This is a genomic window from Pantoea sp. SO10 (assembly GCF_005281435.1).
Classification (GTDB): Bacteria; Pseudomonadota; Gammaproteobacteria; order Enterobacterales; family Enterobacteriaceae; genus Pantoea; species Pantoea leporis.
The window spans coordinates 3989890-4012641 of record NZ_CP040095.1; the positions used below are offsets into that span (position 1 = coordinate 3989890).

The window sequence follows — 22752 nt, forward strand, 5'->3', positions numbered from 1 at the left end:
TATGATTCAAATCGATAACCTGCGCATCAACTTCGGTGCGCACACGGCGGTGAAAGACGTCAGCTTCACGGTCGGTAACGGCGAAAGCTTTGGCCTGGTTGGTGAAAGCGGTTCGGGCAAATCCACCATCCTGCGCGCACTCGCCGGACTGAATGCCGACTGGCAAGGCAGCATGCTGTTTGGTGGCATGCAGCTCAGCGCCAAACGCAGCCGCGCCTTCTATCGTCAGGTGCAGATGGTATTTCAGGACCCGTTTGGTTCGCTGCACCCGCGCCAGACCATCGATCGCATCCTGCACGAACCGCTGCTGGTGCATCAGCTTGATCGCGCCGAACAGCGCATCAGCCAGGCGTTAAGCGAAGTGGGGTTGCCCGCGTCGGTGCGTTTCCGCTATCCGCATCAGCTGTCGGGCGGCCAGCGTCAGCGCGTGGCGATTGCGCGCGCGCTGATCGCCGAACCGGAAGTGCTGCTGCTGGATGAGCCGACCTCGGCGCTGGATGTGTCGGTGCAGGCCGAAATCCTCAATTTACTCAGCGATCTCCGCAGCGAGCGCAAACTCACCTACATTATGGTGACGCATAACCTCGCGGTGGTGACGCATCTGTGTCAGCGCATTGGCGTGATGCAGAATGGCGAGATGGTGGAGCAGCTTAGCGCCGACGATCTGCGCGCGCGGCGCATCCAGCATCCGCATACCGCCCAACTTTTCGATCTCAGCATGACGCTGGAGGAACCGGCATGACCGCTTACTGGCAACGCGCCGCGGATGTCGCACAACAGATCACTGAAAGCTGGCAACAGCCAGGCGCGCCGGGCGGTGCGATGATCCTGTTTGATGCGCACCAGATTCACTCAACGCACTGCGCCGGATTGGCTGATTTGGCGCAGCAAACGCCGTTCAGCGCCGACAGCGTGGTACGTTTCGCCTCCATCACCAAACATCTGTTTGCTGCGCTGGTGACCGGGCCGGGCCGCCGCTATCTCAAGCTCGACGATGCGCTGGTGCAGCATCTGCCGCAGCTGCGCGGCGCCAACGGCCAGATCACCGTCGGCCAGGCGCTGGATATGAGCAGCGGTTTGCCGGACGTGCGCGAAACCTTATCGCTGCTGGGATTGTCGGTGTACAACGCCACCCGCGCCGACGACCTGCTGGATTTTGTCGCGCGCGAAGGCGATCTCAACTACGCGCCCGGCAGCGAAATCTCCTACACCAACACCGGCTATCGGCTGGTTGAAGAGGCGCTGAAAGCCAAAGGCGTGTTATTTAATGATCTGCTGCAGCAGTACATCTGTGATCCGCTGGACATCAACCTGATTGCGCCGGAAAGCTGGTTCGATATTGTGCCCGGTTTAGTGCCCGGCTACTGGCAAAACGGCGCGCAGTGGCAGCTCTCCAGCGCCGGTTTGCATCTCTCGGCATCGGGCAGCGTCACCGGCAGCCTGAATCATCTGACGCGCTGGCTGCAAAGCCTGCTGGCCGATAGCGGACCAGGCGCGGGCGTGCTGCAGCGCCTGAGCGCACCGCGCAATCTCAACGATGGTCGCACCAGCGGATACGGTTTGGGCATCACCAGCTCGACGCTTGGCAGCCAGACGCTGTTCGGTCACGGCGGTTCGCATGCCGGTTATAAGAGCTATTTCCTGCTGCATCCGGAGCTGAAAATCGGCGTGGCGCTGGTCGCCAACCGCGAAGATGTCACCACCTCAGAAAGCGTGCTGCGCGTGATGGCGGCGCTGCTCAATCGCGCGTTACCGGAGAAAGGACACGATTTAACGCCCGGACTTTACGTGGCGGAAGACGCCGCCGACTGGCTGGAAATCAAAGGCGTGACCGCCACCTGGCTCGGCGCAGGCGAAACCTTGTGGCGTGACGATGTGCACGGCACGGCGGTGTCGCTCTCCAGCACTTTCCCGATGCAACTACGCCATGCTGGCGCGGCGATTGTGGGAGAGATTGGTCATGCCGCCCGACGTTTTGTGCCGGTGCAGGCCGATCAGGCCAGCCTCGATCATCTGCAGGGCCGCTGGTTCGCGCCGCAGTGGCGCAGCGAGTTGGTGATTGAGGGCGACAACTTAATCATGGGCATCGGCCCGGCGGCAATTCGTGCGCGTTTGCAGTCGCTGGGCAACGATCGCCTATTAGCTACCGCGCAGGATGGACCGTGGGAGAAGCGCTTCGCGATTGCGCGCGAAGGTGACACGCTGCGGCTGCTGTTGAACCGCAGCCGCGTGGTGACGTTTACGCGTTGAAAATCGCGTAATGGTCAAACAGAGCGCACATACCGTAGCGGCGCAATTTATTGCGCATTTAGGCGATACGGTGGCGCAGGCGTCCTATCTTCTCGATTTCGACTTCAATCTCATCGCCGGGGAACATAAACAGCGGTGGCGTGCGTTTTTTACCGACGCCGCCCGGTGAACCGGTGATGATCACATCGCCTGGCGACAGCGGGCTGAACGCGGAGATGTACTCAATGATCTTCGCCACCGGATGCACCATGCTGGCGGTGGTGTCGTTCTGCACTTCGCGCTGATTGAGCCAGGTTTTGATCGCCAGCTGCTGCGGATCGGGGATCTCGTCAGCGGTGGTCATCCACGGTCCGAAACCGCCGGTCTGCTGCCAGTTTTTCCCGGCAGTGAACCAGGTAAACTGCATGTCGCGCACCGTGGCGTCCATAAAGCAGCTGTAGCCCGCAACGTGCTGCAGCGCATCGGCGGCTTTCACCTGATAGGCCGCTTGGCCGATGATCACCGCCAGTTCACCTTCGTAATCAAATTCCTGCGTGGTGATGGGTTTCAGCAGCGGCTGCTGGTGCGCCGCCAGCGAATCCGCGAAACGCACAAACAGCGTCGGCGCTTCAATCGTCTCGGCAAACTCTTTGCGTTTGTCGGCGTAGTTCATGCCAACGCAGAACACTTTGCCAGGATTTTCCACCACCGGCAGGAAGCGAATGGCGCTAAACGGGTGATCAATCGGCTGGGACACATAGGCGTCGAGATCGCTTAACGCGCCGCGTTGCAGCAAGGTTTTCAGGTCCGGGCAGTCAGCGCCAAGACGCAAGCCGATATCAATCACGCCCTCTTGCTGCACAATACCGTAACTTTTTCTTTGCTGGTCAATAAGATAAAAACTGCAGAGCTGCATGACTGCCTCGTTGTGATCTATAAATTGCGCGCAGGTTAGCAAAATTCAGCAGGAAATGCGGACCGACCTGATGAAAATCACGACTGCGTGGTCGCCAGATAAGAGAAGGCGCTCAGCAGGCTAATCAACGTGTTCATGTCATCGGCGCGATAGACAACGGTAACCGCGTCAATGCGCGTCACGCCGGGGATCAGGCTGAACAGATCCGCCAGCACCGGTTTGCTGGCTTGCAGCTGCATCTCATAGGGCGCGCTCAGGCGCGTGGTGCTGACCTGGCGTTTGCGTTGCACGGCGGTCGTCGCGGCAGCGCGAATGGCATTTTGCGCTGCCTGCGGGCTAATGGATTCTGCGCAGGTGTGCGAGATGGCGCGTTTCACACAGACGTAATCCACCGAGGGATAATGCTCGGCAATCCAGCCTTTAAGCTGGTCGTCGCCGCTCACCAGCCACAGCGGCGTGCCCTGTTCAGCAGCGGCTGCGGCGTAGATGTCGCTTTCGCCCATCACCTTGCCGTTGATGTGAATGCGCCAGAACGCACGGCCGTTAATGGTGTGCGCCAGCACGCCCGGTTCACCCGCCGCGCTGTGATAGCCGATAAAGAACAGGCCATCAAACGGCTGCTGCTCAATGCCTTCTACCATCGATAAGCCGCGCGGTTTGCCCTGCACCATGCGCGCGCGGGGATCGATATTTTCCGCACGCAGGTTGGTCATCTGCGCGTGGCTGTCGGCCACCACCACTTCCGTTGCGCCGCCAGCGAAGGCGCCATCGATTGCGGCGTTAACTTCCTGTTCCATCAGTCCACGCGCCAGTTGGTATTCGGCGTGGCCGGGTGAACACTGTTCCGGCCGCATCACGCCGGCGATGCCTTCGATATCGGCTGAGATAAAGATTTTCATCGAATTAATTTATCCAATACTTCCGTTAACGACGGCCGATGATGGCCACGAAAACCGGTGACAGATTCGGCGCTGAGTAAGGCATCCAGCACCGCGTGTTCGGTGGCATCGGCGGCGGCGGCGAGCAGCGGTTCCAGCGTGGACTCTTCTGGCGGTTGCGGCTGCGGCTGGGTGGAAAACGCCAGCGCGATATCGCCCGAACCGTGGCCCCAATAGCTGCCCAGTCGTCCCAAACCGGCACCGGCGCGTTTGGCGACGCGCTTCAGCTGACGTGCATCGAGCGGCGTATCGGTCGCCATAATAATGATGATGGAACCGGCATCGCGCTGCGGCGTCAGTTCCGGCAGCAGCGGCGCGATCATTTCACCCAGGCGTACGCCATCCAGCGTCAGCGCGGTTAACGCGCCAAAGTTCGCCAGCACCAGCACGCCCAGCGTGGTGTTGAGCGACGGAATACTGCGCGATGCGGTGCCAATGCCGCCTTTCAAACTGAAACAGCTCATGCCGCGCCCGGCACCGACGCTGCCGCGCTCGAAATCTGCCGTGGCGTCATAGAGTGCTTGCTGCGCCATCGCTTCGGTGATCGCCAGCGCCTGAATATCGTTAAGCCAGCCGTCATTGCACTCCAGCGCCAGCGGATTGACCGTGGGCAAGCTGCGGCCCAACTCGCGGTTGCGGCTGATGGCATCGCGCACCAGCGTGGTAAACAGCGTGCCAACCGCCAGCGTGTTGCTCAGTAGAATCGGCGTTTGCAGCACGCCTAACTCTTCAACCTGCACCAGGCCAACCGGCTTGGCGAAACCGTTAAACACCGCCGCCGCACAAGGTAGCGGCTGGGTAAACAGATTGTCGCCCGGCGGCACAATCGCGGTAACGCCGGTTTGTCGCTCGCCGTCGGCTAGCGTGTAGTGACCGACGCGCACGCCCGGCACATCGCTGATGCGATTGGTTGGCCCGCTGGCGCTGCGCGGTTGTCCCAGCTGACGCTCGTTGCGCCAGCGTTGCAGCAGCAGGTCGCGCTGCAGTTGTTGAAAGTCCATGCTTAGCTCTTCAGTTTAGGATCGAGCGTGTCGCGCAGCGCATCACCCAGCAGGTTAAACGCCAGCACGGTAATAAATATCGCCAGACCCGGAAACACGCTGACGTGCCACAAGCCCGCCATCATCATGCTGCGGCTCATCGCCAGAATATTGCCCCATTCCGGCACATCGGGTTCCGGGCCGAGGCCGATAAAACTCAGCCCGGCAGCGGTCAGAATACTGGTGCCGATACGCATCGTGAAATAGACAATCACGTTTGACAGCGTGCCCGGCAGAATATGGCGCAGCAGAATCACGCGATCCGGCGCACCGGCGCAGCGCACGGCTTCAACGTACGCCGCCTGTTTCAGCGACAGCGTAGAAGCACGCACGATACGGGCAAATACCGGCACGCTGAAGATGGCGACCGCAATGATGACGTTGTTGAGTCCCGGACCGAGAATCGCTACCACCGCAATCGCCAGCAGCATACCGGGAAAGGCGAACAGCACGTCGGAGCCACGCATAATCAGCATATCGATCCAGCGTCCGTAATAGCCCGCCAGCAGGCCCAGCAGCACGCCGACCACCATGCCGAGCGTCACCGACAGCACGCCAACATACAGCGAAATGCGCGCGCCAAAGATGATGCGGCTGAACAGATCGCGACCGAGTTCGTCGGTGCCCATCCAGTGCGTGCTGGACGGCGGCGATGACAGCGCCATCCAGTCCGGTGCCATCGGATCCCACGGTGCCAGCCAGGGTGCGAAAATAGCCACCAGCACCAGCAGCAGCACAAAGCCGCCGGAGACCAGCGCCAGCGGATTACGCACCAGCGCGTGCAGGAAATCGCGCCACGGCGAACGGATCGCCTCCTGCGCGTGGGCAGGCAGAGATTGCAGACTCATCAGGGCTCCTGTCGCAGGCGAATTGCTGGGTTGACCACGGCATACAGCAGATCGACCAGCAGGTTAATGACAATAAATTCAAACACGAACAGCATGACTAATGCCTGGATCACCGGCTGATCCTGCGCCTTGATCGACTCGATCAACAGCCAGCCCAATCCCGGCCAGTTGAACACGCTTTCGACCACGATCGATCCGCCGAGTAAGAAACCGAATTGCAAACCGAGCATGGTGATCACCGGGATCAACGCATTGCGCATCACGTGTTTCCACGTTACCAGCCGATTGCGCAGCCCTTTGGCTTTGGCGGTACGCACGTAATCTTCCTGCGCCACTTCAAGAAACGCCGAACGGGTGAAGCGCGCCATCACCGCTGCCACCGAGGAACCGAGTGTGATCGCCGGTAATACGATGTCGCTGGGCTGGTTGAAGCCGCTGACGGAGAACAGGCCAAACGGCATGGCGACGAACTGGATCAGCAGCAGACCGAGCCAGAAAGTGGGCATGGAGATGCCGCCGACGGCGACGCTCATTAAGGTCCAGTCCTGCCATTTACCGCGTTTCAGTGCGGCAAATACGCCGAGGAATAACCCCAGAATCACCGACCAGGCAAACCCGGCCAGCGCCAGCCACAGCGTCGGCATAAAGCCCTGTTTGATCACGTCCAGCACCGGCTGTTGGGTGCGATAAGTGACGCCCAGATCGCCACGCAGCAGGCCGCCGATCCAGTTGATATATTGCTGCGGCAGCGGATCGTTAAGTCCGAGATGCTGACGCGCTGCTTCCACCGCGGCCAAAGGCGCATCCGGCCCGGCGTAGATACGCGCCGGATCGCCAGGCAGCAGTTTGATGAAGCCGAAGACCAGCAGCGAGACCACCAGCAATACGGGGATCATCTCCAGCAGTCGGCGAATGATGTATGCGAACATGCGGTTCCTTTATTTTTTGGGATGGTGCTGGCTGGCCCCAGATGGTGCTGGCTGCCCCCAGATCGTGCTGGCTGTCCCCCATCCCGGCCTTCCCCCGCAAGCGGGGGAAGGAGACGCTGCCACATGCAGCTTCATCACTGGCATGTGGCAGCATCTTCCTCCCCCATTTATGGGGGAGGACCGAGGAGGGGGACAGCGAGCACCCAACCTCACCTTTACTTAAACGTCGCCTGATTAAACAGGAAGTTACCATCCGGCAGCATCGACACACCGCTCAGCGTGCTGCGTTTGCCGACCAGGTTGTCTGGCGTGCCGAGGAACGCTACCGGTGCCTCTTTCCACAACACTTTCTGCGCTTCGGCGTAGGCTTCACCACGCTTGGCCGGATCGGCAGTGGCTAAGCCACCGGCAATCGCTTTGTCGGCTTCGGCGTTGCTGAAGTACGAAACGTTATACGAGGTCGGCACCCAGGATTCAGTGGCGTAGAGTGGACGCAAGGCCCAATCGGCATCACCGGTTGAGGTCGACCAGCCGCCGTAGTAGAGATCAAATTCCGCCTGTTTCGGGTCCTTCACGCCCCATAGTTTGGCGTTGCGCGTGCCGGAATCCATCGGCGTGACCGTGGCGCGAATGCCCACCGTTGCCAGCTGCGCTTTCAATACCTGTGCGGCACGCACGCTGGCGGTGGCGTTGGTGACCCACAGTTTGAGATCGAGGCCATTCGGATAACCGGCGGCCTTCAGCAGCGCTTTGGCTTCATCTGGCGCATAGCGGTAGTTCGGCGTAGCTTGTTTCTGGTAGAACTGCACGCCTTCCGGAATCGCTGAACTGGCCGGTTTACCCATGCCGGCAAACGCCACTTTCAGCCACAGATCGCGGTCGATGGCGTAGTTGATCGCCTGCCGCACGCGCACATCATTCAGCGGTTTGTGCTGAGTGTTAATCGCCATGTAATAGAGATAAATGCTTGGATCGCGCTGCACCGCCAGTTTGCTGTCGCTCTGCACGGTGGCGATCAGATCGGATGGCAGCGGCCAGATCGCATCCACCTGGCCCGACTTCAGCGCCGCAACGCGCGTGGCATCTTCCGGGCTGGGCGAGAAGATCATGTTATCCACTTTCGGCCAGCCTTTTTGCCAGTAGCCGTCGTATTTCGCCAGCGTCACCGCTTTGCCCGGCTGCCACGTTACAAACTTGAACGGGCCGGTGCCGACCGGATGCAGACGGAGCTGCGCTTCTTCCGGATACTGCTTGAGAATCGCCGGGCTCCACATCACCGCCGACGGATGCGCCAGCGTGTTAATGAAGGCACCAAACGATTGGTTCAGATCGATTTTCACCTGATCCGGCGCCAGCACCGTTACCTTAGCAATCATCTTGTAAAGGCTGTTGCGCTTGAGGCCTTTGCTCTGGTCGGCAAGGCGATCGAGGTTGGCTTTCACCGCTTCAGCATCAAACGGCGTGCCGTCCTGGAAGGTCACGTCTTTACGCAGCGTCAGGGTAAATTCGGTGGCGCTGTCGTTGCTGGTGTAGCTGGTGGCGAGCCACGGCTGCAGCTTCATCTTTGCATCGAACTGGAACAGACGCTCGAAGATGCCGCTCTGCACCGAGTAGCTGACGTTATCGGAGGTATCGTGCGGATCGAGGCCGGTGATGTCGGCATACATCGAAATGCGCAGATCCTGCGCCTGAGCGGCGGCGGCCAGCGAGAGGGTCAATCCCAGCGCAAGCGCAGTACGGCGAAAAATCGGATTCATGAAATCTCCTGGTATTGAGGGTTAGCGCGAAACAAAATCAGCGACCCAGTGTTGCGGAGCAACCTGGCGATAACGCGGTTTAATGACCGTTTCTCCCACCTTGCGTAGCGGCGAAGGAATTTCGCCCTCTTCGAAAGTGCGGGGTTGCCGGTTCTGGGGATCGGCCACCGGCACCGAGGCCAGCAGACGTTGGGTATAAGGATGTTGTGGCTGGTTGAACACCGATTGGCGCGGGCCCAGCTCAACAATCTGGCCGAGATACATCACCGCCACGCGGTTAGCGATACGTTCCACCACCGCCATGTCGTGCGAGATAAAAATCCACGCCACGCCGGTTTGCTGTTGCAGATCCATCATCAGGTTCACCACCTGCGCCTGAATTGAGACGTCCAGCGCCGAGACGGCTTCGTCGGCGATGATCACTTTGGGTTTCAACGCCATGGCGCGCGCAATCGCAATACGCTGGCGCTGGCCGCCGGAAAATTCGTGCGGATAGCGCCGCGCATGTTCCGGCAATAAGCCCACGCTTTTCAGCAACGCATCAACCTGCGGCGACGCTTCTTCCAGCGATTTCACCCTGCCGTGCAGCAGCAGCGGTTCGGCAATGGTGAAGCCGACAGTGAGACGTGGATTGAGCGAGGCGTAAGGATCCTGAAACACCATCTGGATTTCACGGCGCAGCGGCTGGAACTGCGCTTCTTTCAGGTTGGCGATTTCATTGCCCTGGAAATGGATGCTGTCGGCGTCGCTGTTAATCAGCCGCATCAGCGCCCGGCCGGTGGTGGATTTGCCGCAGCCGCTTTCGCCGACAATCGCCAGGGTTTCGCCCGGCCACAGGCTGAAGTCGATCTGCTCCACCGCGTGCACCTGATGGGTGAGCGCCGAGAAAATCCCGCTGCGAATCGGGTAGTACACTTTCAGGCCACGCACATCCAGCAGCGGCGTTTCGTCATAGCGCGCGGTGCGCTGCTCGCTGTTATCGCTAGCATTGCTGCCCAACAGCGGAAAACGCTGCGGCCATGCGTGCTCACGCATATCGCCAAGTTTCGGCACCGCCGCCAGTAACGCTTTAGTGTAAGGATGCTGCGGCGCGTTGAAGATTTCAGTTACCGTGCCCTGTTCAACCACTTCGCCGCGCAGCATTACCACCACGCGATCGGCGATTTCTGCCACCACGCCCATGTCGTGAGTAATGAACAGCACCGCCATCTGCTTCTCGCGTTGCAGGTCGCGCAGGATATGCAGAATGCGCGCCTGCACCGTGACATCCAGCGCGGTGGTCGGCTCATCGGCGATCAGCAGTTGCGGATCGCAGGCCAGCGCCTGCGCAATCATCACGCGCTGGCGCATGCCGCCCGACAGCGAATGCGGATAGCTTTTCATTACGCGATCCACATCGGCGATGCGCACCTGGCGCAGTAATTCACGTGCGCGCGCGTCGGCCTGACTTTTGTCGCAAATCTGATGGTCACGTAGCGCTTCAGTCAGCTGATCGCCGACGCGCAGCACCGGATTGAGCGAGGTCATCGGCTCCTGAAATATCATCGCCATTTCGCGGCCACGTAAAGCTCGGCGCTGAGTTTCATTCAGCGTGGCAAGCTGATGTGCGTTGCCCTGACGATCGCGGAACTGCATGCTGCCGCGATCGATACGCCCGGATGCGGCCAGCAAGCCCATCACCGCCAGCGAGGTGACCGATTTACCCGAGCCACTTTCGCCCACCACGGCAACAATTTCGCCCTGATGAATGTTAAAACTGATGCCCTTCAGCACCTGATTTTCGCCGCTGCGGCCGCGAAAACTGACGCTGAGCTCCTGAATCGCGAGCACCGGTTCTGAACCGGCAACGCTGGCGGCGTTGGATGTGAGTAAAGTGTCCGTCATCGTTGCTCCGCATGCGGGTTACAGCCAGATTTGGCCTTGAGCGTAAGAAAGGAAGGGCGAGCTATCGGCGGCCAGCCAAATGGGGCCATCGAGATCGACATGTTCAGCGGCAATCGCCACCGGCAGCGCCACTTCCATCGCCAGTGAAGAACCGAGCATGCAGCCGACCATCAACCGCATATCGTGCTTCTGCGCCTCCTCCACCATCGCCAGCGCTTCGGTCAAACCGCCGCACTTATCCAGCTTGATGTTGATCATCTCGTAGCGATTGCGCAGCGGCGCGATGTCCTCGCGGGTGTGGCAGCTCTCGTCGGCACACACCGGAATCGGGTGCGTGAAGCGCTGCAACGCCTGATCCTGACCCGCCGGCAGCGGCTGCTCGACCATCGCGATGTTAAAACTCGCCAGCGCGTTGAACAGGCTGGGCAAATCCACGCCCGACCAGGCTTCGTTGGCATCAATGATTAAGGTGGCGCGCGGCGCGGCCTGACGAATCGCGGCGACTTTCTCCAGAATGTCGTCGCGATTAAGTTTGATTTTCAGCAGGATGGCGCCGCGTGATACCGCATCGGCAGCGGCGGCGGCCATGTTTTCGATGGAGTCGAGGCTGAGAGTTTCGGCGGTGATCACCGATGGCGGCTGACGACGCTCGCACTGTTGCCACAGCGTGTGCTTCGCCAGCGCGGCATCGAGACGCCACAGCGCACAGTCCAGCGCATTACGCGCTGAACCCGCATATAAACGGCTTTGCAGATCGAGGCGGCTCAGGCCCGCTTCCATGGCGGCGCGCAGCGCTTCCAGTTCGGCGTTGACGCTTTCTGGCGTTTCATCGTAGCGCGGCGTTGGCGTACATTCGCCGCGGCCAATAAAGCCGTTCTGCTCCAGCGTCACGCGAATCACCGTGACTGCGGTGCGCGTACCGCGTGAGATGGCGAACGGACGCGCCAGCGGCAGCTCCAGCACTTCAATCTGCATGCGCCGCATGTTAGCCATGCTCCTGCAGCAGCGCGGCGATATCCGCAATGCCAAAACGCACCGGATCGGTAGCAGGCACGCCGAATTCGGCGCTGATCTCTGCACAATAGGCGCGCGCTTCGTCTTCGCTGTAGTTCGAGGTGTTGATGGCGAAACCGGCCAGCTGAACCGCGTCGCTGGTGACGTGCGCTGCGCGCAGGTTGGCTTCAACGCAATCTTTCAGGCTGACCATTGGCTGATGCGGCAGATGACGCATATGCGGACGCCCCATTTCATGGCACATCACCAGCCAGTGCGGCTGCGCACCGTGGATCAGGCCCATGCTGACGCCAGCATAGGAAGGATGGAACAGCGAACCCTGACCTTCAACGATATCCCAGTGATCGGCGTCATTGGCTGGCGACAGCGCTTCGACCGCGCCGGCGATGAAGTCGGCAATCACTGCATCAATCGCGATACCTTCGCCCGCGACCAAAATACCGGTCTGGCCGGTGGCGCGGAAATCGGCTTGCATGCCGCGTTCACGCATCGCGGCTTCCAGCGCCAGCGAGGTGTACATCTTGCCTACCGAGCAATCGGTGCCGACAGTAAGTACACGCTTACCTGTGCGCTTTTTACCGCTGCCGACCTCCAGTTTTGGGCGCATGTGGCGCAGGTCGAACAGTTCAACGCCGAACTCTTTGGCCAACGCCACCAGCTCCGGCTCATCCACCAGACGATGGTGCAAACCGCTGGCCACGTTCATCCCGGCAGAGAGGGCGCTTTTTACCGTGTCGAGCCAATGCGTGGGCAAGTAACCGCCAGCATTGGCGGTGCCGAGCACCAGCGTTTTGGCACCGCGCGCTTTGGCAGCGGCGATGTCGAGGACGTCGAGGCCAAGCGTGACGGTGCAGCCCGGCAGTTTGATTTCGCCAACGCACTGCTCTGGACGCCAGACGTGAATGCCGCGTGCGGTTTTAGCGGCCAGTGGATCGGTAACGTCGCCGAGGAAGAGTAAATAAGGTTGTGGGATCAGCATGATGTTTCTCGTTTCAGACGGTTTATAGGGCCTGAATTGACTATTTCACGCAGAAGATGGGGTGACGAATGCTTGTTTAGTGGCGGGGTATAACGTGCGGCTATAGCCAGATCGAAATCTAATGGCTGAGGAGTTTTATCAGCGAGTTAGGGGAAAAATGGGCAGAGTAGCGGCTGGAGAGATAAGAAAATCGTTGATAACCACAGGTCGATCCCTGACCGCGATTATCGAGGGTATCTGGCGGAATGCTTAGTTTAAAGCACCCGGCGGTACGTGTTTGAAAGTCTCGACATAAGAACGGAACACGTAGCGGAAAAAGCGTTTCATAAAGCACCTGGTTCAAAAATTGTTGAAGAAATACGCAAAAAGTATAGCCGCTGAGCGTTTTTACCGCAATTATTTTTGAAGTAGATCACAGAATTGGGGATTAGTGCGGATGTGAAGAAGAGGTCGCCATGAATGGCATAACGACAACGTGGTTAGTTAAACCAGCCTAAATGCTCGCTTAAAATGGTGCAGCCAATGCTGATCAGCACTACGCCGCCCAACACTTCCGCCCATTTGCCCATCACCGGGCCGATAAAGCGTCCAACCAATACGCCGGTGGTTGCCATGATAGTGGTCGCCGCGCCGATGGTGACGGCGGTCATGATGATATTCACCTGCAGGAACGCCAGGCCAACACCGACGGCCAGCGCATCAAGACTGGTGGCGACGGCGGTTAACGCCAGCACCATAAAACCATGACGCTGCGGCGCTTCGCACGGCTCGTCAGCGGTTTGACGAAAACCTTCCATCATCATACGGCCGCCCAGCACGGTTAACAGCACGAATGCCACCCAATGATCCCACGCCATGATGTAGCGGCTGGCCGCGAGGCCAATTGCCCAGCCAATCAGCGGCGTCAACATTTCGATAACGCCGAAAATCAGGCCGGTTCGCAGCGCCTCTTTGAAACCTGGGCGATGCAGCGACGCGCCTTTGCCCAGTGCTGCGGCGAAAGCGTCCATCGACATGCCAAAGGCCAAAATCAGGGTTGCGATAAATGTCATGGGTTTTCAATCAATGCCGCGGAACCGGCGCTAAAGCCGCTACTTGTCCGCATTTATTGTTCAGTAATGAAAAAGTGCGCGCAGTCTAACACGCAAAAACGTCAAAAAAAAGACAGTAAAATCAGGGATTTAAGTATAGCAAAGGCTATAACTCTTAACTTCCGCTATTTTTGACGCTAAGTGAATGGAATAGAAGAAATTTCTGAGCGCGAGCCGGCGCGGGGATTGCACCGTAGCGCGGTTTTATGCGCTAATGCCCGCGCTAACTGATTTGGACAATGACCATGAATAACCCATTCGAAACGCTGATCATCCCAGGCGGCATTCTGCTGCTAGGCTTTCTTTCCGCCCTGCTGCTGCCCGCGCCTTCATTTGGTATTGAGCTGGCAAAACAATTGCAGGAAAGCCTGCATTTGATGGATGTTAATCAGCTGTATACCATCGTCTTTAGTTTGTGGTTTTTGCTGCTGGGCGCGATCGAGTTTTTCGTCATTCGCTTCCTGTGGCGCCGCCGATCGCGCTGATCGTTTTTCCGGCAAGGTGATGCATTTTTCTTCTGGCAGCTTTACGCGGCCATACCTCAATTCATCACCACAAAAATGTAACATTACTTTTACACGACATGGCGAAATATTGCGCAACATAAAATCCGCATAAATAATCAATTTAGTTAAAACATATATTTTTCAACACATTAAAATGTGATGCATATCACCCGCCGTTTTCACCCCCGTCAAAACCCCTCACAATAGCGTAACAACTGCATTACGCTAACCGTCTGATTAAGAGATAAAAATCCCTTATGACCGCGAGGTTGAGCTGATTAATTCTTATGCTGAATCATTTCCGCCTTTAAAAAATAAACAAACGTTTAATTCCGATACGAGAATGTTATATTCGAATGCATATGCATAACGTGCAGTTAACCGTTATCGTCCCCGTGACTTATACCTGAGTCTTAACCTTTGAGAGATAGCGCCACGCGCTCGAAAGAAGCGCGGCTATTTCGCCTGCGAACCTGTTGAGCTTCAGGTCAACAGAGAGAGGAGATGTCGCCTCATGAGTACTACTGCGGTAAATCTGGCGCTCGCCGCCGCTTCAATGGAAAGTGCAAACCTTCAGGAACGAAAAGACGTCGACGTACTGCTGATTGGCGCAGGCGTGATGAGTGCGACTTTGGGCGCATGGCTGCAAGATCTCGAGCCTGACTGGTCGATTGAGATGGTTGAACGTCTCGATGATGTGGCCGTTGAATCCTCTAATGGCTGGAACAACGCCGGAACCGGTCACGCCGCGCTGGCGGAGCTCAACTATACGCCGCAGAAGGCGGATGGCAGCATCGACATCGCCAAAGCGGTCGCGATTAACGAATCGTTCCAGATTTCGCGTCAGTTCTGGGCGTATCACGTGCAGAAAGGCAACCTGCGCAATCCCAAAAGCTTTATCCACAGTACGCCGCACATGAGTTTCGTCTGGGGCGACGATAACGTTGAATTCCTGCGCAAGCGTTTCAATGCGCTGCAGAAAAGCACCCTTTTCCGTGGCATGAATTACTCTGAAGACCGCGATCAAATCACTAAGTGGATTCCGCTGGTGATGAACGGCCGCGACAGCAAACAGAAAGTGGCGGCGACCTGGACCGAAATGGGTACCGACGTGAACTTCGGTGAAGTAACGCGCCAGCTGACTGCCTCTTTAGAGAAGAAAGCCAATTTCCGCCTGCGTCTGCGCCAGGAAGTGCGTGATATCAAACGCCTGAGCGACGGTCGCTGGCAGGTCACGCTGCATAATCTGGCCAGCGGTGAAAATCGTGTGCTGACCACGCGCCAGCTGTTTATCGGTGCCGGCGGTGCGGCGTTGCCGCTGCTGCAGAAATCCGGCATTCCGGAAGTGAAAGGCTACGCCGGTTTCCCGGTGGGCGGTTCATTCCTGGTGACGGAAAATCCTGACGTGGTGAAACAGCATATGGCGAAGGTGTATGGCAAAGCCAGCGTCGGCGCACCGCCGATGTCGGTGCCGCACGTCGATACCCGCGTGCTGGATGGCAAACAGGTGCTGCTGTTTGGGCCGTTTGCTACCTTCTCAACCAAATTCCTCAAAGAGGGTTCGCTGCTGGATATGTTCGGCGCGATGAACACCAGCAACCTCAAGCCGATGGTGCAGGTTGGCCTGAAAAGTTTCGACCTGGTGAAATATCTGGTTGATCAGGTGTTGCAAAGCGACAGCGATCGTATGGAAGCGTTGCGCGCTTACGTGCCGCAGGCGAAGCAGGAAGATTGGCGTTTAGTCACTGCTGGCCAGCGCGTGCAAATCATCAAGAACGATGCCGTTGAAGGTGGCGTGCTGCGTCTCGGTACCGAAGTGGTGACTTCGGAAGATGGTACTATTTCCGCCCTGCTGGGTGCCTCGCCGGGCGCCTCCACCGCCGCACCGATTATGCTTGAGCTGATGGCGAAAGCCTTCCCGGAACAGATGCGTTCACCGGAGTGGCAGACCAAAATCCGCATGGTGATCCCATCGTGGGGCCGCAAGCTGAACGGCGACGTCGCACTGACCGAGAAAGTGCTGGCCGATACCAGCCGCGTGCTGCAACTCGACTATGAACCAGTGATTACACCTGATGCCGCCAACGATGAAGCGCGCGAAACCGCGCACGTGGTGGGTAAGTAACAAGGTAGTATCGGATGTTGGCAAGATGAGAGGCCGCGAAAGCGGCCTCTTTTTTATGCCTAACGCAAGGAATGTCCCAAATTGGGATTCAAGTTTGTTATAGTCCCAAAACGGGATTAAGATGCGCTGCATGAGAATCATATCGGTAAGGTCATTAAGGGAGTTTATGACGGCGAACCCCGACTCTTCGCAGCCGTTGAGAGCCTGGATTGATGAAGCACAGAAGGCCGACTGGTCAAGCCCGGCAGATATTAAGGAACAATACCGCCACGCCAGCATCCTTAAAGGCAGCCGAGTGGTATTCAACATCAAAGGAAACGATTATCGACTGATAGCGGCCATTGCTTATCCACAGAAGCTGATATTTATAAAGTTTATCGGCACACCTCGGGAATATGACGCGATTGACGCTAATACGGTGGAGCAACGCTAATGACATTAACCATTAAACCTATTCATTCCGAACAGGATTACGAAGCGGCTCTTGAAGCTATTTCGCCGCTCTTTGAACATGTGCCCGAGCTCGGCACACCAGAGAGCGATTATATGATTGTGATGAGCATGCTAATTGAGGCATGGGAAAAAAAGCATTATCCCATTGAGGCTGCCGATCCGATTGAAGCCATCAAGTTCCGGATGGAACAACAAGGGCTTACTGCCAAGGATTTGGAGCCCGCAATTGGCCGCCGCAATCGCGTTTATGAAGTGCTCAATGGCAAACGTTCATTGTCACTGGAAATGATCCGTAATCTGCATAAGCAGTTTGGAATTCCATTAGAGAGCCTGATCGGATTGTAAGGCGAACGGATCGCCATTAATGGCAACCCGGAAAGTGCAAAGTGCGCATTTTTGCGCACCGAAGTAGCTAGCTCAGCAGCACCGCGTCGTACAACATCCACGCAGTTGTCGCCACCAGCGACAGCGCCATCAAACTGTTAAACGCCTGACGTTTCCACGCGACCTGCAGATGGCTGCGAAGGCGATCGCCCAGCGCTGCCCAAATCAAAATGCACGGCAGATTCAGTGCGGCGAATCCCAACAGCACCGTCAGCACGCCGTTACTGTTGGCGTACATCAGCGCCACGTTGGTGACCATCAACCAGGCCTTGGGATTCACCGCCTGGAAACAGATGCCGCCAATTAGCGTCATGGGACGCGGACGTTCGCGCAGTTGCGGCGCGCCGGCACGGAAAATCTTCCACGATAACCACAGCAGATAGCTACAGCCGACCACCGTCAGCGGCAGGCGAATCGCGCCCATCCAGTGCAGCAGCACATCCAGCGCCACGCTCGCCAGCAGCATCTGTATTGCGCAACCCAGCAGGATGCCAAACAGCATCGGCAGCGTGCGTTTAAAGCCAAAGTTAACGCCCGACGTCGCCAGTAACAGGTTGTTTGGGCCTGGCGTGATCGACATAACGGTGACGTAGCTGAAGAATGAGGGATCAAGCATGATGCGCTTCCTGAAGAATCAATGATGTCTTCATGCTAATGCGTATGTTGCAATGGAAACAGAGACACAAAACCACTATTGTAATGGGTACAGTTGTTTTAAAAATGAATTGTACCCATTGCGCGCGGAGGCTTTTGTGTCCCTTCCACTCTCATCCGGTCAAACGCTGTATCAGCAGTTGGTCGATAGCTTTGCCGAGTCGATACATCAGGGCACGCTGAAGCCGGGTAAACGGCTGCCGGCGATACGCCGCGTGGCACAATCGCATCAGGTGAGTATCAATACCGTGCTCAATGCATGGCAAATCCTCGAAGATCGCGGCCTGATTGAATCGCGGCCGCAGTCGGGTTATTACGTGCGTGGCGTGCTGCCCGCCGTGACGCGTTCGGTTAAACCGCTGCCGGCAAAAATCAACGATCCCAGCGCGCAGAAGCTGGAGCTGATTGAGCAAGTGTTCGCGGCGCAAAATAATCCTGATTACACCAATATCTCATTAGCTTGTCCGCAGGATGGCACCTTCTATCCGGCGGCGCGAATCGGGCGAATTACTGCGTCGATTTTGCGCCAGAATCCCGACATTATCGGACGCTATGCGCTTCCGCCTGGTAGTGAGCGCTTACGGGAGGAGATTGCGCGTCGTGCCCTGCACAACGGCATCAACTTGCCGCCGCAGGCGATCACACTAACGCACGGCTGCATGGAAGCACTCCAGCTGGCGCTGCGCGCGGTGACTAAACCCGGCGATTGCATCGGTTTGGAGTCGCCGACCTATTTCTTCCTGTTCCCGCTGCTGGCGTCGCTGGGGCTGAAAGCGCTGGAAATTCCTACCGATCCGCAGCAGGGATTGTCGCTGGATGCGCTGGAGATGCTGCTGCAGGAGAAGCGGGTTCAGGCGGTGATCGCCATGCCCGGCGCGCAGAACCCGCTGGGATATGTGATGCCGCTGGAGAATAAAAAGCGGCTGGCGAAGTTAGTGAACACTTACCACGTTCCGCTGCTGGAAGATGGTTTATACGACGAATTGCAGTTTGAGTGGCCGCTGTCGCCACCGGTAAAGGCGTTTGATAGCGAGGGTTGGGTGATTTACTGCACCAGCTTTACCAAAACCGTGGCGCCTGATTTCCGCGTCGGCTGGACTGCTGCCGGGCGTTTTCATGACGCTATCGCTCACCTGAAAGCGGTGTCGTCGATGGCGGAATCACGCTTGTTAAGTGAAACCCTGGCCGAATTTCTTGCCAGCGGCGGCTACGATCATCATCTGCGCACGCTGCGTCGGCGCTATGCCGCCAATCTGGATGCGGCGCGCGGGATTCTGGCACGCCACTTTCCGCAGGGCACGCGCGCGACCCTGCCGCGCGGCGGGTTTGTTTTTTGGGTCGAACTGCCGGGGAACATTGATACCGTAGAGATGTTTCATCGTCTGCTGCAGGAGCAAATCTGTGTGACGCCGGGCGCGCTCTACTCCCTGAGCGATCGTTACAAACATGCGTTGCGCCTCTCCTGCTGCTACCCGTTTGATGAACGTTATACGTGGGCGCTGCAGCGCACCGGCGCGCTGGCCTGTGAAATGACAGGCCTCGCGCCGGGACAGGATCAGGGTTTGCCGTTGCGGCCCCAGGTGGTGTAAGGCTCACGCTCGGTCAGGCGTTCGTAATAAGTCTGCACCGCCGGGAAGTCAGGGTGTTCCAGCGGGGTTTCAAACCAGCGGTTCACCGCCAGCCCAACCGGAATATCGGCCAGCGAGAAATTGCGGCCTGCGACATAGCGCCCGGTTTTCTCCAGATGCTGGTTGAGTATGTTCATGGTGTGCGTCCAGCCTTTCACCGCCGCCGCCAGCAAGCGGGGATCCTGATGCGCCGGCGAGTTGCGCACCAGCGACATAAATGCGTAACGCCAGGACGTGTTAAGTTCGGTGGCTTGCCAATCCATCCACTGATCAACTGGCGCGCGCGCGCGGGGATTGTCGGGATAGAGCCATTCGCCGCCATTGCTGTTGGCGAGATAGCGCAGAATAGCGTTGGATTCCCACAGCACGAAGTCGTCCTCGATTATTACCGGGACCATGGCGTTGGGATTGAGTGCCATAAACTCTTTCGAGTGCAGCGATTGTGGATCATCGCCCCAGGGTTCTAATTCGTACGCAATATCGAGTTCTGCGCACAGCCACAGAACTTTTCGCACGTTTATTGATGAAGTACGGCCAAGAACTTTTAACATTGCGGACTCCGATTCCAGAATTCTTAATCTATTCATAGCCCTGTTGCTGGCCTTTCGCAATCAGCAGGATGTAAATCCCGATTTCAGACAACCTCAACGAGGAAGGAGTGACAATGAAGGTCGCATTTAAACAGGTGGACGTGTTTACCTCATCGGCGTTTAAAGGTAATCCGCTGGCGGTGATCATGGATGCACAGGGATTGAGTGACGCGCAGCTGACGGCGATTGCGCGCTGGACCAATCTGTCGGAAACCACCTTTGTGCTGCCGCCACAGGATGCGGCGGCGGATTACCGCGTACGCATTTTTACCGTCGAAGGTGAACTGCCTTTTGCCGGGCATCCGACGTTAGGCACCGCGCATGCGCTGCTGGAAGCCGGTTGGCCGCTGAAAACGCCGGGCAAAATCGTGCAGGAATGCGGCGTTGGTCTGGTTGAGGTGAAAATCAGCGATGACGGTGCGCTGGCGTTTGCCGCGCCTGCCGCCACATTAACGCCGTTCAGTGATGCGCTGATGAGCAGCGCGCTGAACAGTGAATGCTTCGATCTCAGCCAAATGCCGAGCATCGTTGATATGGGTATTCGCTGGTTGCTGATTCCGATGAGTAGCGCGCAAGCGGTGCTGGATGTGGTGCCGTCAGCAGCCGATTTACACCGTTTACATCAGCATGCTGAGGTTAACGGTACGGCAATTTTTGGTGCGTTACCGTCGGGCGAAAACGAGCAGTATGAAGTGCGCGCATTGCTGGTTGAGAACGGCAGCTTGACTGAGGATCCGGTGACCGGCAGCGCCAACGCCTGTCTGGCGCGCTACTTCGAGGCTAACAAGCAAACGCGGGATTATCGGGCACGTCAGGGCAGCGCGATTCAGCGGGAAGGTCGCATTCAGGTGAGTTTTAGCGATAAAGCGATCTGGATTGGTGGCCAAACCGTGACGGTGATTGACGGGACGATTGAGCTGTAATTGTAATCTGCACCATCCGTAGCGGCGCAATTTATTGCGCAATAAATTGCGCCGCTACGAATATGTGCATCAGTTTATATTTTTACAGACCTTGGCCGCCTGAGGCTTCAATGCGCTGTGCGGTGATCCAGCCGGTTTCATCGCTGAGGATCGCGCTGATGGCATCGCCAATATCATCCGGCAAACCAACGCGGCCCAGCGCGGTGACGGAAGCGATATGGTCGTTGAGATCTTTGGTATCACGCACGCGACCGCCACCGAAGTCAGTTTCAATCGCGCCTGGCGCCAGAATGTTGACGCGGATATGGCGCTCGCCTAACTCTTTGGCCTGATAGCGTGTTAGCACTTCCATCGCGCCTTTAATTGAGGCGTACGTGCCTGAACCCGGCAGCGTCAAACGGGTTAAACCGCTGGAGATATTCAGGATGCGTCCACCATCAACGATCAGCGGCAGCAGTTTTTGCGTCAGGAAAAACGGCCCTTTGAAGTGCACATTCACCAGCGCATCAAACTCATCTTCGCTGGTCTCTGCAAACAGCTTGTAGTGACCGTGACCGGCGTTGTTCACTAAATAATCAAAGCTGTCACGCTGCCAGGTTTTCTGCAGCGCTTCTTTCACCTGCGCCACGAAGCCGTCAAACGTGCCGGTGTCGCCTACATCCAGCTGCAACGCCACCGCACGCGCGCCCAACGCTTCAATCTCCTGCACAACCGCCTGCGCTTCTTCCGCGTGACCGCGATAGGTAAACAGGATATCGGTGCCTTTGGCAGCCAGTTTCAGCGCCCCATTCTTGCCTAAACCGCGATTTCCGCCGGTAATCAATGCAATTTTATGACTCATGTTTCGCTCCAGTTGGAAAATTGAACACGTGTTAAGGATATTCGTGAATAATTGATCTATAAACGCAGAGGAATACGCAGCACTGTTTCACTAACAACAACAATCGGTGAACAACATGGATAAAATTCACGCTATGCAGGTTTTTGTGCGGGTGGCAGAGATGGGCAGTTTTACCCGTGCGGCAGAAAGCTTAGGTTTACCGAAAGGCAGCGTATCCCGCCAGCTTCAGGCGCTGGAGAATCAAATGGGGACGCGCCTGCTGCATCGCACCACGCGACGTGTGCACCTGACGCAGGACGGCCTGGTTTATTACGATCGCTGCCTCGATTTACTGTCGATGCTCGACGACATGGACAGCCTGTTCCAGCACGATCCCGGCACCTTAAGCGGCAAATTGCGCGTGGACATGTCGGTGGCGATGGCGACCGGCTTTGTGCTGCCACGATTGCCGGAGTTTTTGCAGCACTATCCCGGTCTGGAAATTGAGTTGAGCAGCAGCGATCGTCAGGTTGATGTGATTCGCGAAGGATTTGACTGCGTGGTGCGCGTCGGCGAGCTGAAAGATTCCGGGCTGATTGCGCGGAAAATCGGCTCGCACGCCTTGATCAACTGCGCCAGCCCCGGCTACCTTTCCCGCTTCGGCATGCCGGTGCGGCTGGAAGATCTGTCGCAACACGCGATGGTGCATTACACCCAGCAACTGGGACAACCTTCATTGGGCTTTGAATATTTTGATGGCAAACAGTGTCATTACGTTCAAACCGGCGGCGTAGTGACGGTAAACAGCACCGAAACCTATCGCGCCGCCTGTATGGCAGGGCTCGGCATTATTCAGGTGCCGGCGATTGGCGTACAGCCGCTACTGGAGTCGGGGCAACTGGTGGAAGTGCTGCATCATTTCCCGGCGAAACCGATGCCCATCTCGCTGCTTTACCCACATCGCCGCAACGTGGCGCGCCGCGTGCGAGTGTTTATGGAATGGCTCAGCCAAGTCCTGCAGGAATATGTAACTTAGCAGACTAT

22 protein-coding genes are annotated in these 22752 nt (G+C 57.5%); 9 read left to right on the forward strand and 13 right to left on the reverse strand.

Annotation, left to right across the window (positions count from 1 at the left end; translation table 11 throughout):
* Position 1: 1 nt before the first annotated feature.
* Both FCN45_RS18495 and FCN45_RS18500 read left to right on the forward strand, forming a co-directional pair.
* Positions 2-742 carry an ABC transporter ATP-binding protein gene (locus tag FCN45_RS18495; RefSeq protein WP_101762764.1) on the forward strand — a complete coding sequence of 247 codons (741 nt, stop codon included), beginning with the start codon at positions 2-4 and terminating at the stop codon, positions 740-742.
* Positions 739-2250 (forward strand): serine hydrolase, encoded by a 1512-nt coding sequence (locus tag FCN45_RS18500; RefSeq protein WP_137386729.1) that lies wholly within the window; start codon positions 739-741, stop codon positions 2248-2250. The genes FCN45_RS18495 and FCN45_RS18500 overlap by 4 nt, the downstream gene beginning before the upstream one ends.
* 58 nt (positions 2251-2308) lie before the next feature.
* Here FCN45_RS18500 and FCN45_RS18505 read toward each other — a convergent pair whose 3' ends face one another.
* The 10 genes from FCN45_RS18505 to mntP all read right to left on the reverse strand — a co-directional run bounded on the left by FCN45_RS18505 (position 2309) and on the right by mntP (position 13586).
* A complete protein-coding gene (locus FCN45_RS18505) occupies positions 2309-3145 on the reverse strand; it encodes a fumarylacetoacetate hydrolase family protein (protein ID WP_137386730.1) in 837 nt (278 codons plus the stop codon).
* 77 nt (positions 3146-3222) lie between these two features.
* Complete coding sequence (locus FCN45_RS18510; protein WP_137386731.1) at positions 3223-4044, reverse strand: M55 family metallopeptidase; 822 nt, start codon at positions 4042-4044, stop codon at positions 3223-3225.
* A complete protein-coding gene (locus FCN45_RS18515) occupies positions 4041-5084 on the reverse strand; it encodes a P1 family peptidase (protein WP_137386732.1) in 1044 nt (347 codons plus the stop codon). The genes FCN45_RS18510 and FCN45_RS18515 overlap by 4 nt, the downstream gene beginning before the upstream one ends.
* A 2-nt stretch (positions 5085-5086) precedes the next feature.
* Positions 5087-5971: an ABC transporter permease subunit gene (locus tag FCN45_RS18520; RefSeq protein WP_007891891.1), complete on the reverse strand. Its 885-nt coding sequence runs from the start codon at positions 5969-5971 to the stop codon at positions 5087-5089.
* Positions 5971-6900 carry an ABC transporter permease gene (locus tag FCN45_RS18525; protein WP_008106670.1) on the reverse strand — a complete coding sequence of 310 codons (930 nt, stop codon included), beginning with the start codon at positions 6898-6900 and terminating at the stop codon, positions 5971-5973. Before FCN45_RS18525 ends, FCN45_RS18520 begins: the two co-directional genes overlap by 1 nt.
* A gap of 215 nt (positions 6901-7115) precedes the next feature.
* Positions 7116-8657 carry a glutathione ABC transporter substrate-binding protein gene (locus tag FCN45_RS18530; RefSeq protein ID WP_137386733.1) on the reverse strand — a complete coding sequence of 514 codons (1542 nt, stop codon included), beginning with the start codon at positions 8655-8657 and terminating at the stop codon, positions 7116-7118.
* Between the two features lie 21 nt (positions 8658-8678).
* Positions 8679-10541 (reverse strand): ABC transporter ATP-binding protein, encoded by a 1863-nt coding sequence (locus FCN45_RS18535; RefSeq protein WP_137386734.1) that lies wholly within the window; start codon positions 10539-10541, stop codon positions 8679-8681.
* Between the two features lie 18 nt (positions 10542-10559).
* Positions 10560-11525 carry an N-acetyl-D-Glu racemase DgcA gene (dgcA, locus tag FCN45_RS18540; protein ID WP_137386920.1) on the reverse strand — a complete coding sequence of 322 codons (966 nt, stop codon included), beginning with the start codon at positions 11523-11525 and terminating at the stop codon, positions 10560-10562.
* A 1-nt stretch (position 11526) separates the two neighbouring features.
* Positions 11527-12534 carry an N-acetyltransferase DgcN gene (dgcN, locus tag FCN45_RS18545; RefSeq protein ID WP_137386735.1) on the reverse strand — a complete coding sequence of 336 codons (1008 nt, stop codon included), beginning with the start codon at positions 12532-12534 and terminating at the stop codon, positions 11527-11529.
* A 479-nt stretch (positions 12535-13013) separates the two neighbouring features.
* Positions 13014-13586 carry a manganese efflux pump MntP gene (gene mntP / locus FCN45_RS18550; protein WP_101762773.1) on the reverse strand — a complete coding sequence of 191 codons (573 nt, stop codon included), beginning with the start codon at positions 13584-13586 and terminating at the stop codon, positions 13014-13016.
* 284 nt (positions 13587-13870) lie between these two features.
* Here mntP and FCN45_RS18555 point away from each other — a divergent pair, with 284 nt between their 5' ends.
* The 4 genes from FCN45_RS18555 (at position 13871) to FCN45_RS18570 (ending at position 17054) form a co-directional block, all read left to right on the forward strand.
* Positions 13871-14110, forward strand: a complete 240-nt coding sequence (locus FCN45_RS18555) for a DUF1158 domain-containing protein (protein WP_007891898.1) — start codon at positions 13871-13873, stop codon at positions 14108-14110.
* Between the two features lie 535 nt (positions 14111-14645).
* On the forward strand, positions 14646-16256 hold the full coding sequence (gene mqo, locus FCN45_RS18560) for a malate dehydrogenase (quinone) (RefSeq protein ID WP_137386736.1): 1611 nt from the start codon (positions 14646-14648) through the stop codon (positions 16254-16256).
* 130 nt (positions 16257-16386) lie between these two features.
* The gene (locus FCN45_RS18565) at positions 16387-16689 is read left to right on the forward strand and encodes a type II toxin-antitoxin system HigB family toxin (RefSeq protein ID WP_137386737.1); all 303 of its coding nucleotides are present in this window, start codon (positions 16387-16389) and stop codon (positions 16687-16689) included.
* A complete protein-coding gene (locus FCN45_RS18570) occupies positions 16689-17054 on the forward strand; it encodes a type II toxin-antitoxin system HigA family antitoxin (protein WP_137386738.1) in 366 nt (121 codons plus the stop codon). Before FCN45_RS18565 ends, FCN45_RS18570 begins: the two co-directional genes overlap by 1 nt.
* Before the next feature lie 67 nt (positions 17055-17121).
* Here the strand turns inward: FCN45_RS18570 and FCN45_RS18575 are convergent, their stop codons facing one another.
* Positions 17122-17709, reverse strand: coding sequence for a LysE family translocator (locus tag FCN45_RS18575; protein ID WP_137386739.1), 588 nt, complete (start codon positions 17707-17709; stop codon positions 17122-17124).
* A gap of 136 nt (positions 17710-17845) precedes the next feature.
* Between FCN45_RS18575 and FCN45_RS18580 the strand changes: the two genes are divergently transcribed.
* Complete coding sequence (locus FCN45_RS18580; RefSeq protein WP_137386740.1) at positions 17846-19336, forward strand: PLP-dependent aminotransferase family protein; 1491 nt, start codon at positions 17846-17848, stop codon at positions 19334-19336.
* On the opposite strand, the gene FCN45_RS18585 is transcribed toward FCN45_RS18580, so the two are convergent.
* Positions 19303-19926, reverse strand: coding sequence for a glutathione S-transferase family protein (locus tag FCN45_RS18585; RefSeq protein ID WP_101762777.1), 624 nt, complete (start codon positions 19924-19926; stop codon positions 19303-19305). The two genes, FCN45_RS18580 and FCN45_RS18585, sit on opposite strands and share 34 nt — an antisense overlap.
* A gap of 113 nt (positions 19927-20039) precedes the next feature.
* Between FCN45_RS18585 and FCN45_RS18590 the strand changes: the two genes are divergently transcribed.
* Positions 20040-20888, forward strand: coding sequence for a PhzF family phenazine biosynthesis protein (locus tag FCN45_RS18590; RefSeq protein WP_137386741.1), 849 nt, complete (start codon positions 20040-20042; stop codon positions 20886-20888).
* A gap of 82 nt (positions 20889-20970) precedes the next feature.
* On the opposite strand, the gene FCN45_RS18595 is transcribed toward FCN45_RS18590, so the two are convergent.
* On the reverse strand, positions 20971-21729 hold the full coding sequence (locus FCN45_RS18595) for an SDR family NAD(P)-dependent oxidoreductase (protein WP_137386742.1): 759 nt from the start codon (positions 21727-21729) through the stop codon (positions 20971-20973).
* Positions 21730-21844: 115 nt separating this feature from the next.
* Between FCN45_RS18595 and FCN45_RS18600 the strand changes: the two genes are divergently transcribed.
* Positions 21845-22744, forward strand: coding sequence for a LysR family transcriptional regulator (locus FCN45_RS18600; protein WP_101762793.1), 900 nt, complete (start codon positions 21845-21847; stop codon positions 22742-22744).
* Positions 22745-22752 lie beyond the last annotated feature (8 nt).

What these genes read in the sequence shown, in the direction of transcription:
- FCN45_RS18585 (WP_101762777.1), bottom strand. Translation starts at nt 19,926, where the DNA reads ATGTTAAAAGTTCTTGGCCGTACTTCATCAATAAACGTGCGAAAAGTT.
- dgcN (WP_137386735.1), bottom strand. Translation starts at nt 12,534, where the DNA reads ATGCTGATCCCACAACCTTATTTACTCTTCCTCGGCGACGTTACCGAT.
- FCN45_RS18595 (WP_137386742.1), bottom strand. Translation starts at nt 21,729, where the DNA reads ATGAGTCATAAAATTGCATTGATTACCGGCGGAAATCGCGGTTTAGGC.
- FCN45_RS18590 (WP_137386741.1), top strand. Translation starts at nt 20,040, where the DNA reads ATGAAGGTCGCATTTAAACAGGTGGACGTGTTTACCTCATCGGCGTTT.
- mqo (WP_137386736.1), top strand. Translation starts at nt 14,646, where the DNA reads ATGAGTACTACTGCGGTAAATCTGGCGCTCGCCGCCGCTTCAATGGAA.
- mntP (WP_101762773.1), bottom strand. Translation starts at nt 13,586, where the DNA reads ATGACATTTATCGCAACCCTGATTTTGGCCTTTGGCATGTCGATGGAC.
- FCN45_RS18520 (WP_007891891.1), bottom strand. Translation starts at nt 5,971, where the DNA reads ATGAGTCTGCAATCTCTGCCTGCCCACGCGCAGGAGGCGATCCGTTCG.
- FCN45_RS18505 (WP_137386730.1), bottom strand. Translation starts at nt 3,145, where the DNA reads ATGCAGCTCTGCAGTTTTTATCTTATTGACCAGCAAAGAAAAAGTTAC.
- FCN45_RS18600 (WP_101762793.1), top strand. Translation starts at nt 21,845, where the DNA reads ATGGATAAAATTCACGCTATGCAGGTTTTTGTGCGGGTGGCAGAGATG.
- FCN45_RS18570 (WP_137386738.1), top strand. Translation starts at nt 16,689, where the DNA reads ATGACATTAACCATTAAACCTATTCATTCCGAACAGGATTACGAAGCG.
- FCN45_RS18500 (WP_137386729.1), top strand. Translation starts at nt 739, where the DNA reads ATGACCGCTTACTGGCAACGCGCCGCGGATGTCGCACAACAGATCACT.
- FCN45_RS18525 (WP_008106670.1), bottom strand. Translation starts at nt 6,900, where the DNA reads ATGTTCGCATACATCATTCGCCGACTGCTGGAGATGATCCCCGTATTG.
- FCN45_RS18575 (WP_137386739.1), bottom strand. Translation starts at nt 17,709, where the DNA reads ATGCTTGATCCCTCATTCTTCAGCTACGTCACCGTTATGTCGATCACG.
- FCN45_RS18535 (WP_137386734.1), bottom strand. Translation starts at nt 10,541, where the DNA reads ATGACGGACACTTTACTCACATCCAACGCCGCCAGCGTTGCCGGTTCA.
- FCN45_RS18530 (WP_137386733.1), bottom strand. Translation starts at nt 8,657, where the DNA reads ATGAATCCGATTTTTCGCCGTACTGCGCTTGCGCTGGGATTGACCCTC.
- FCN45_RS18510 (WP_137386731.1), bottom strand. Translation starts at nt 4,044, where the DNA reads ATGAAAATCTTTATCTCAGCCGATATCGAAGGCATCGCCGGCGTGATG.
- FCN45_RS18515 (WP_137386732.1), bottom strand. Translation starts at nt 5,084, where the DNA reads ATGGACTTTCAACAACTGCAGCGCGACCTGCTGCTGCAACGCTGGCGC.
- FCN45_RS18495 (WP_101762764.1), top strand. Translation starts at nt 2, where the DNA reads ATGATTCAAATCGATAACCTGCGCATCAACTTCGGTGCGCACACGGCG.
- FCN45_RS18555 (WP_007891898.1), top strand. Translation starts at nt 13,871, where the DNA reads ATGAATAACCCATTCGAAACGCTGATCATCCCAGGCGGCATTCTGCTG.
- FCN45_RS18565 (WP_137386737.1), top strand. Translation starts at nt 16,387, where the DNA reads ATGAGAATCATATCGGTAAGGTCATTAAGGGAGTTTATGACGGCGAAC.
- dgcA (WP_137386920.1), bottom strand. Translation starts at nt 11,525, where the DNA reads ATGCGGCGCATGCAGATTGAAGTGCTGGAGCTGCCGCTGGCGCGTCCG.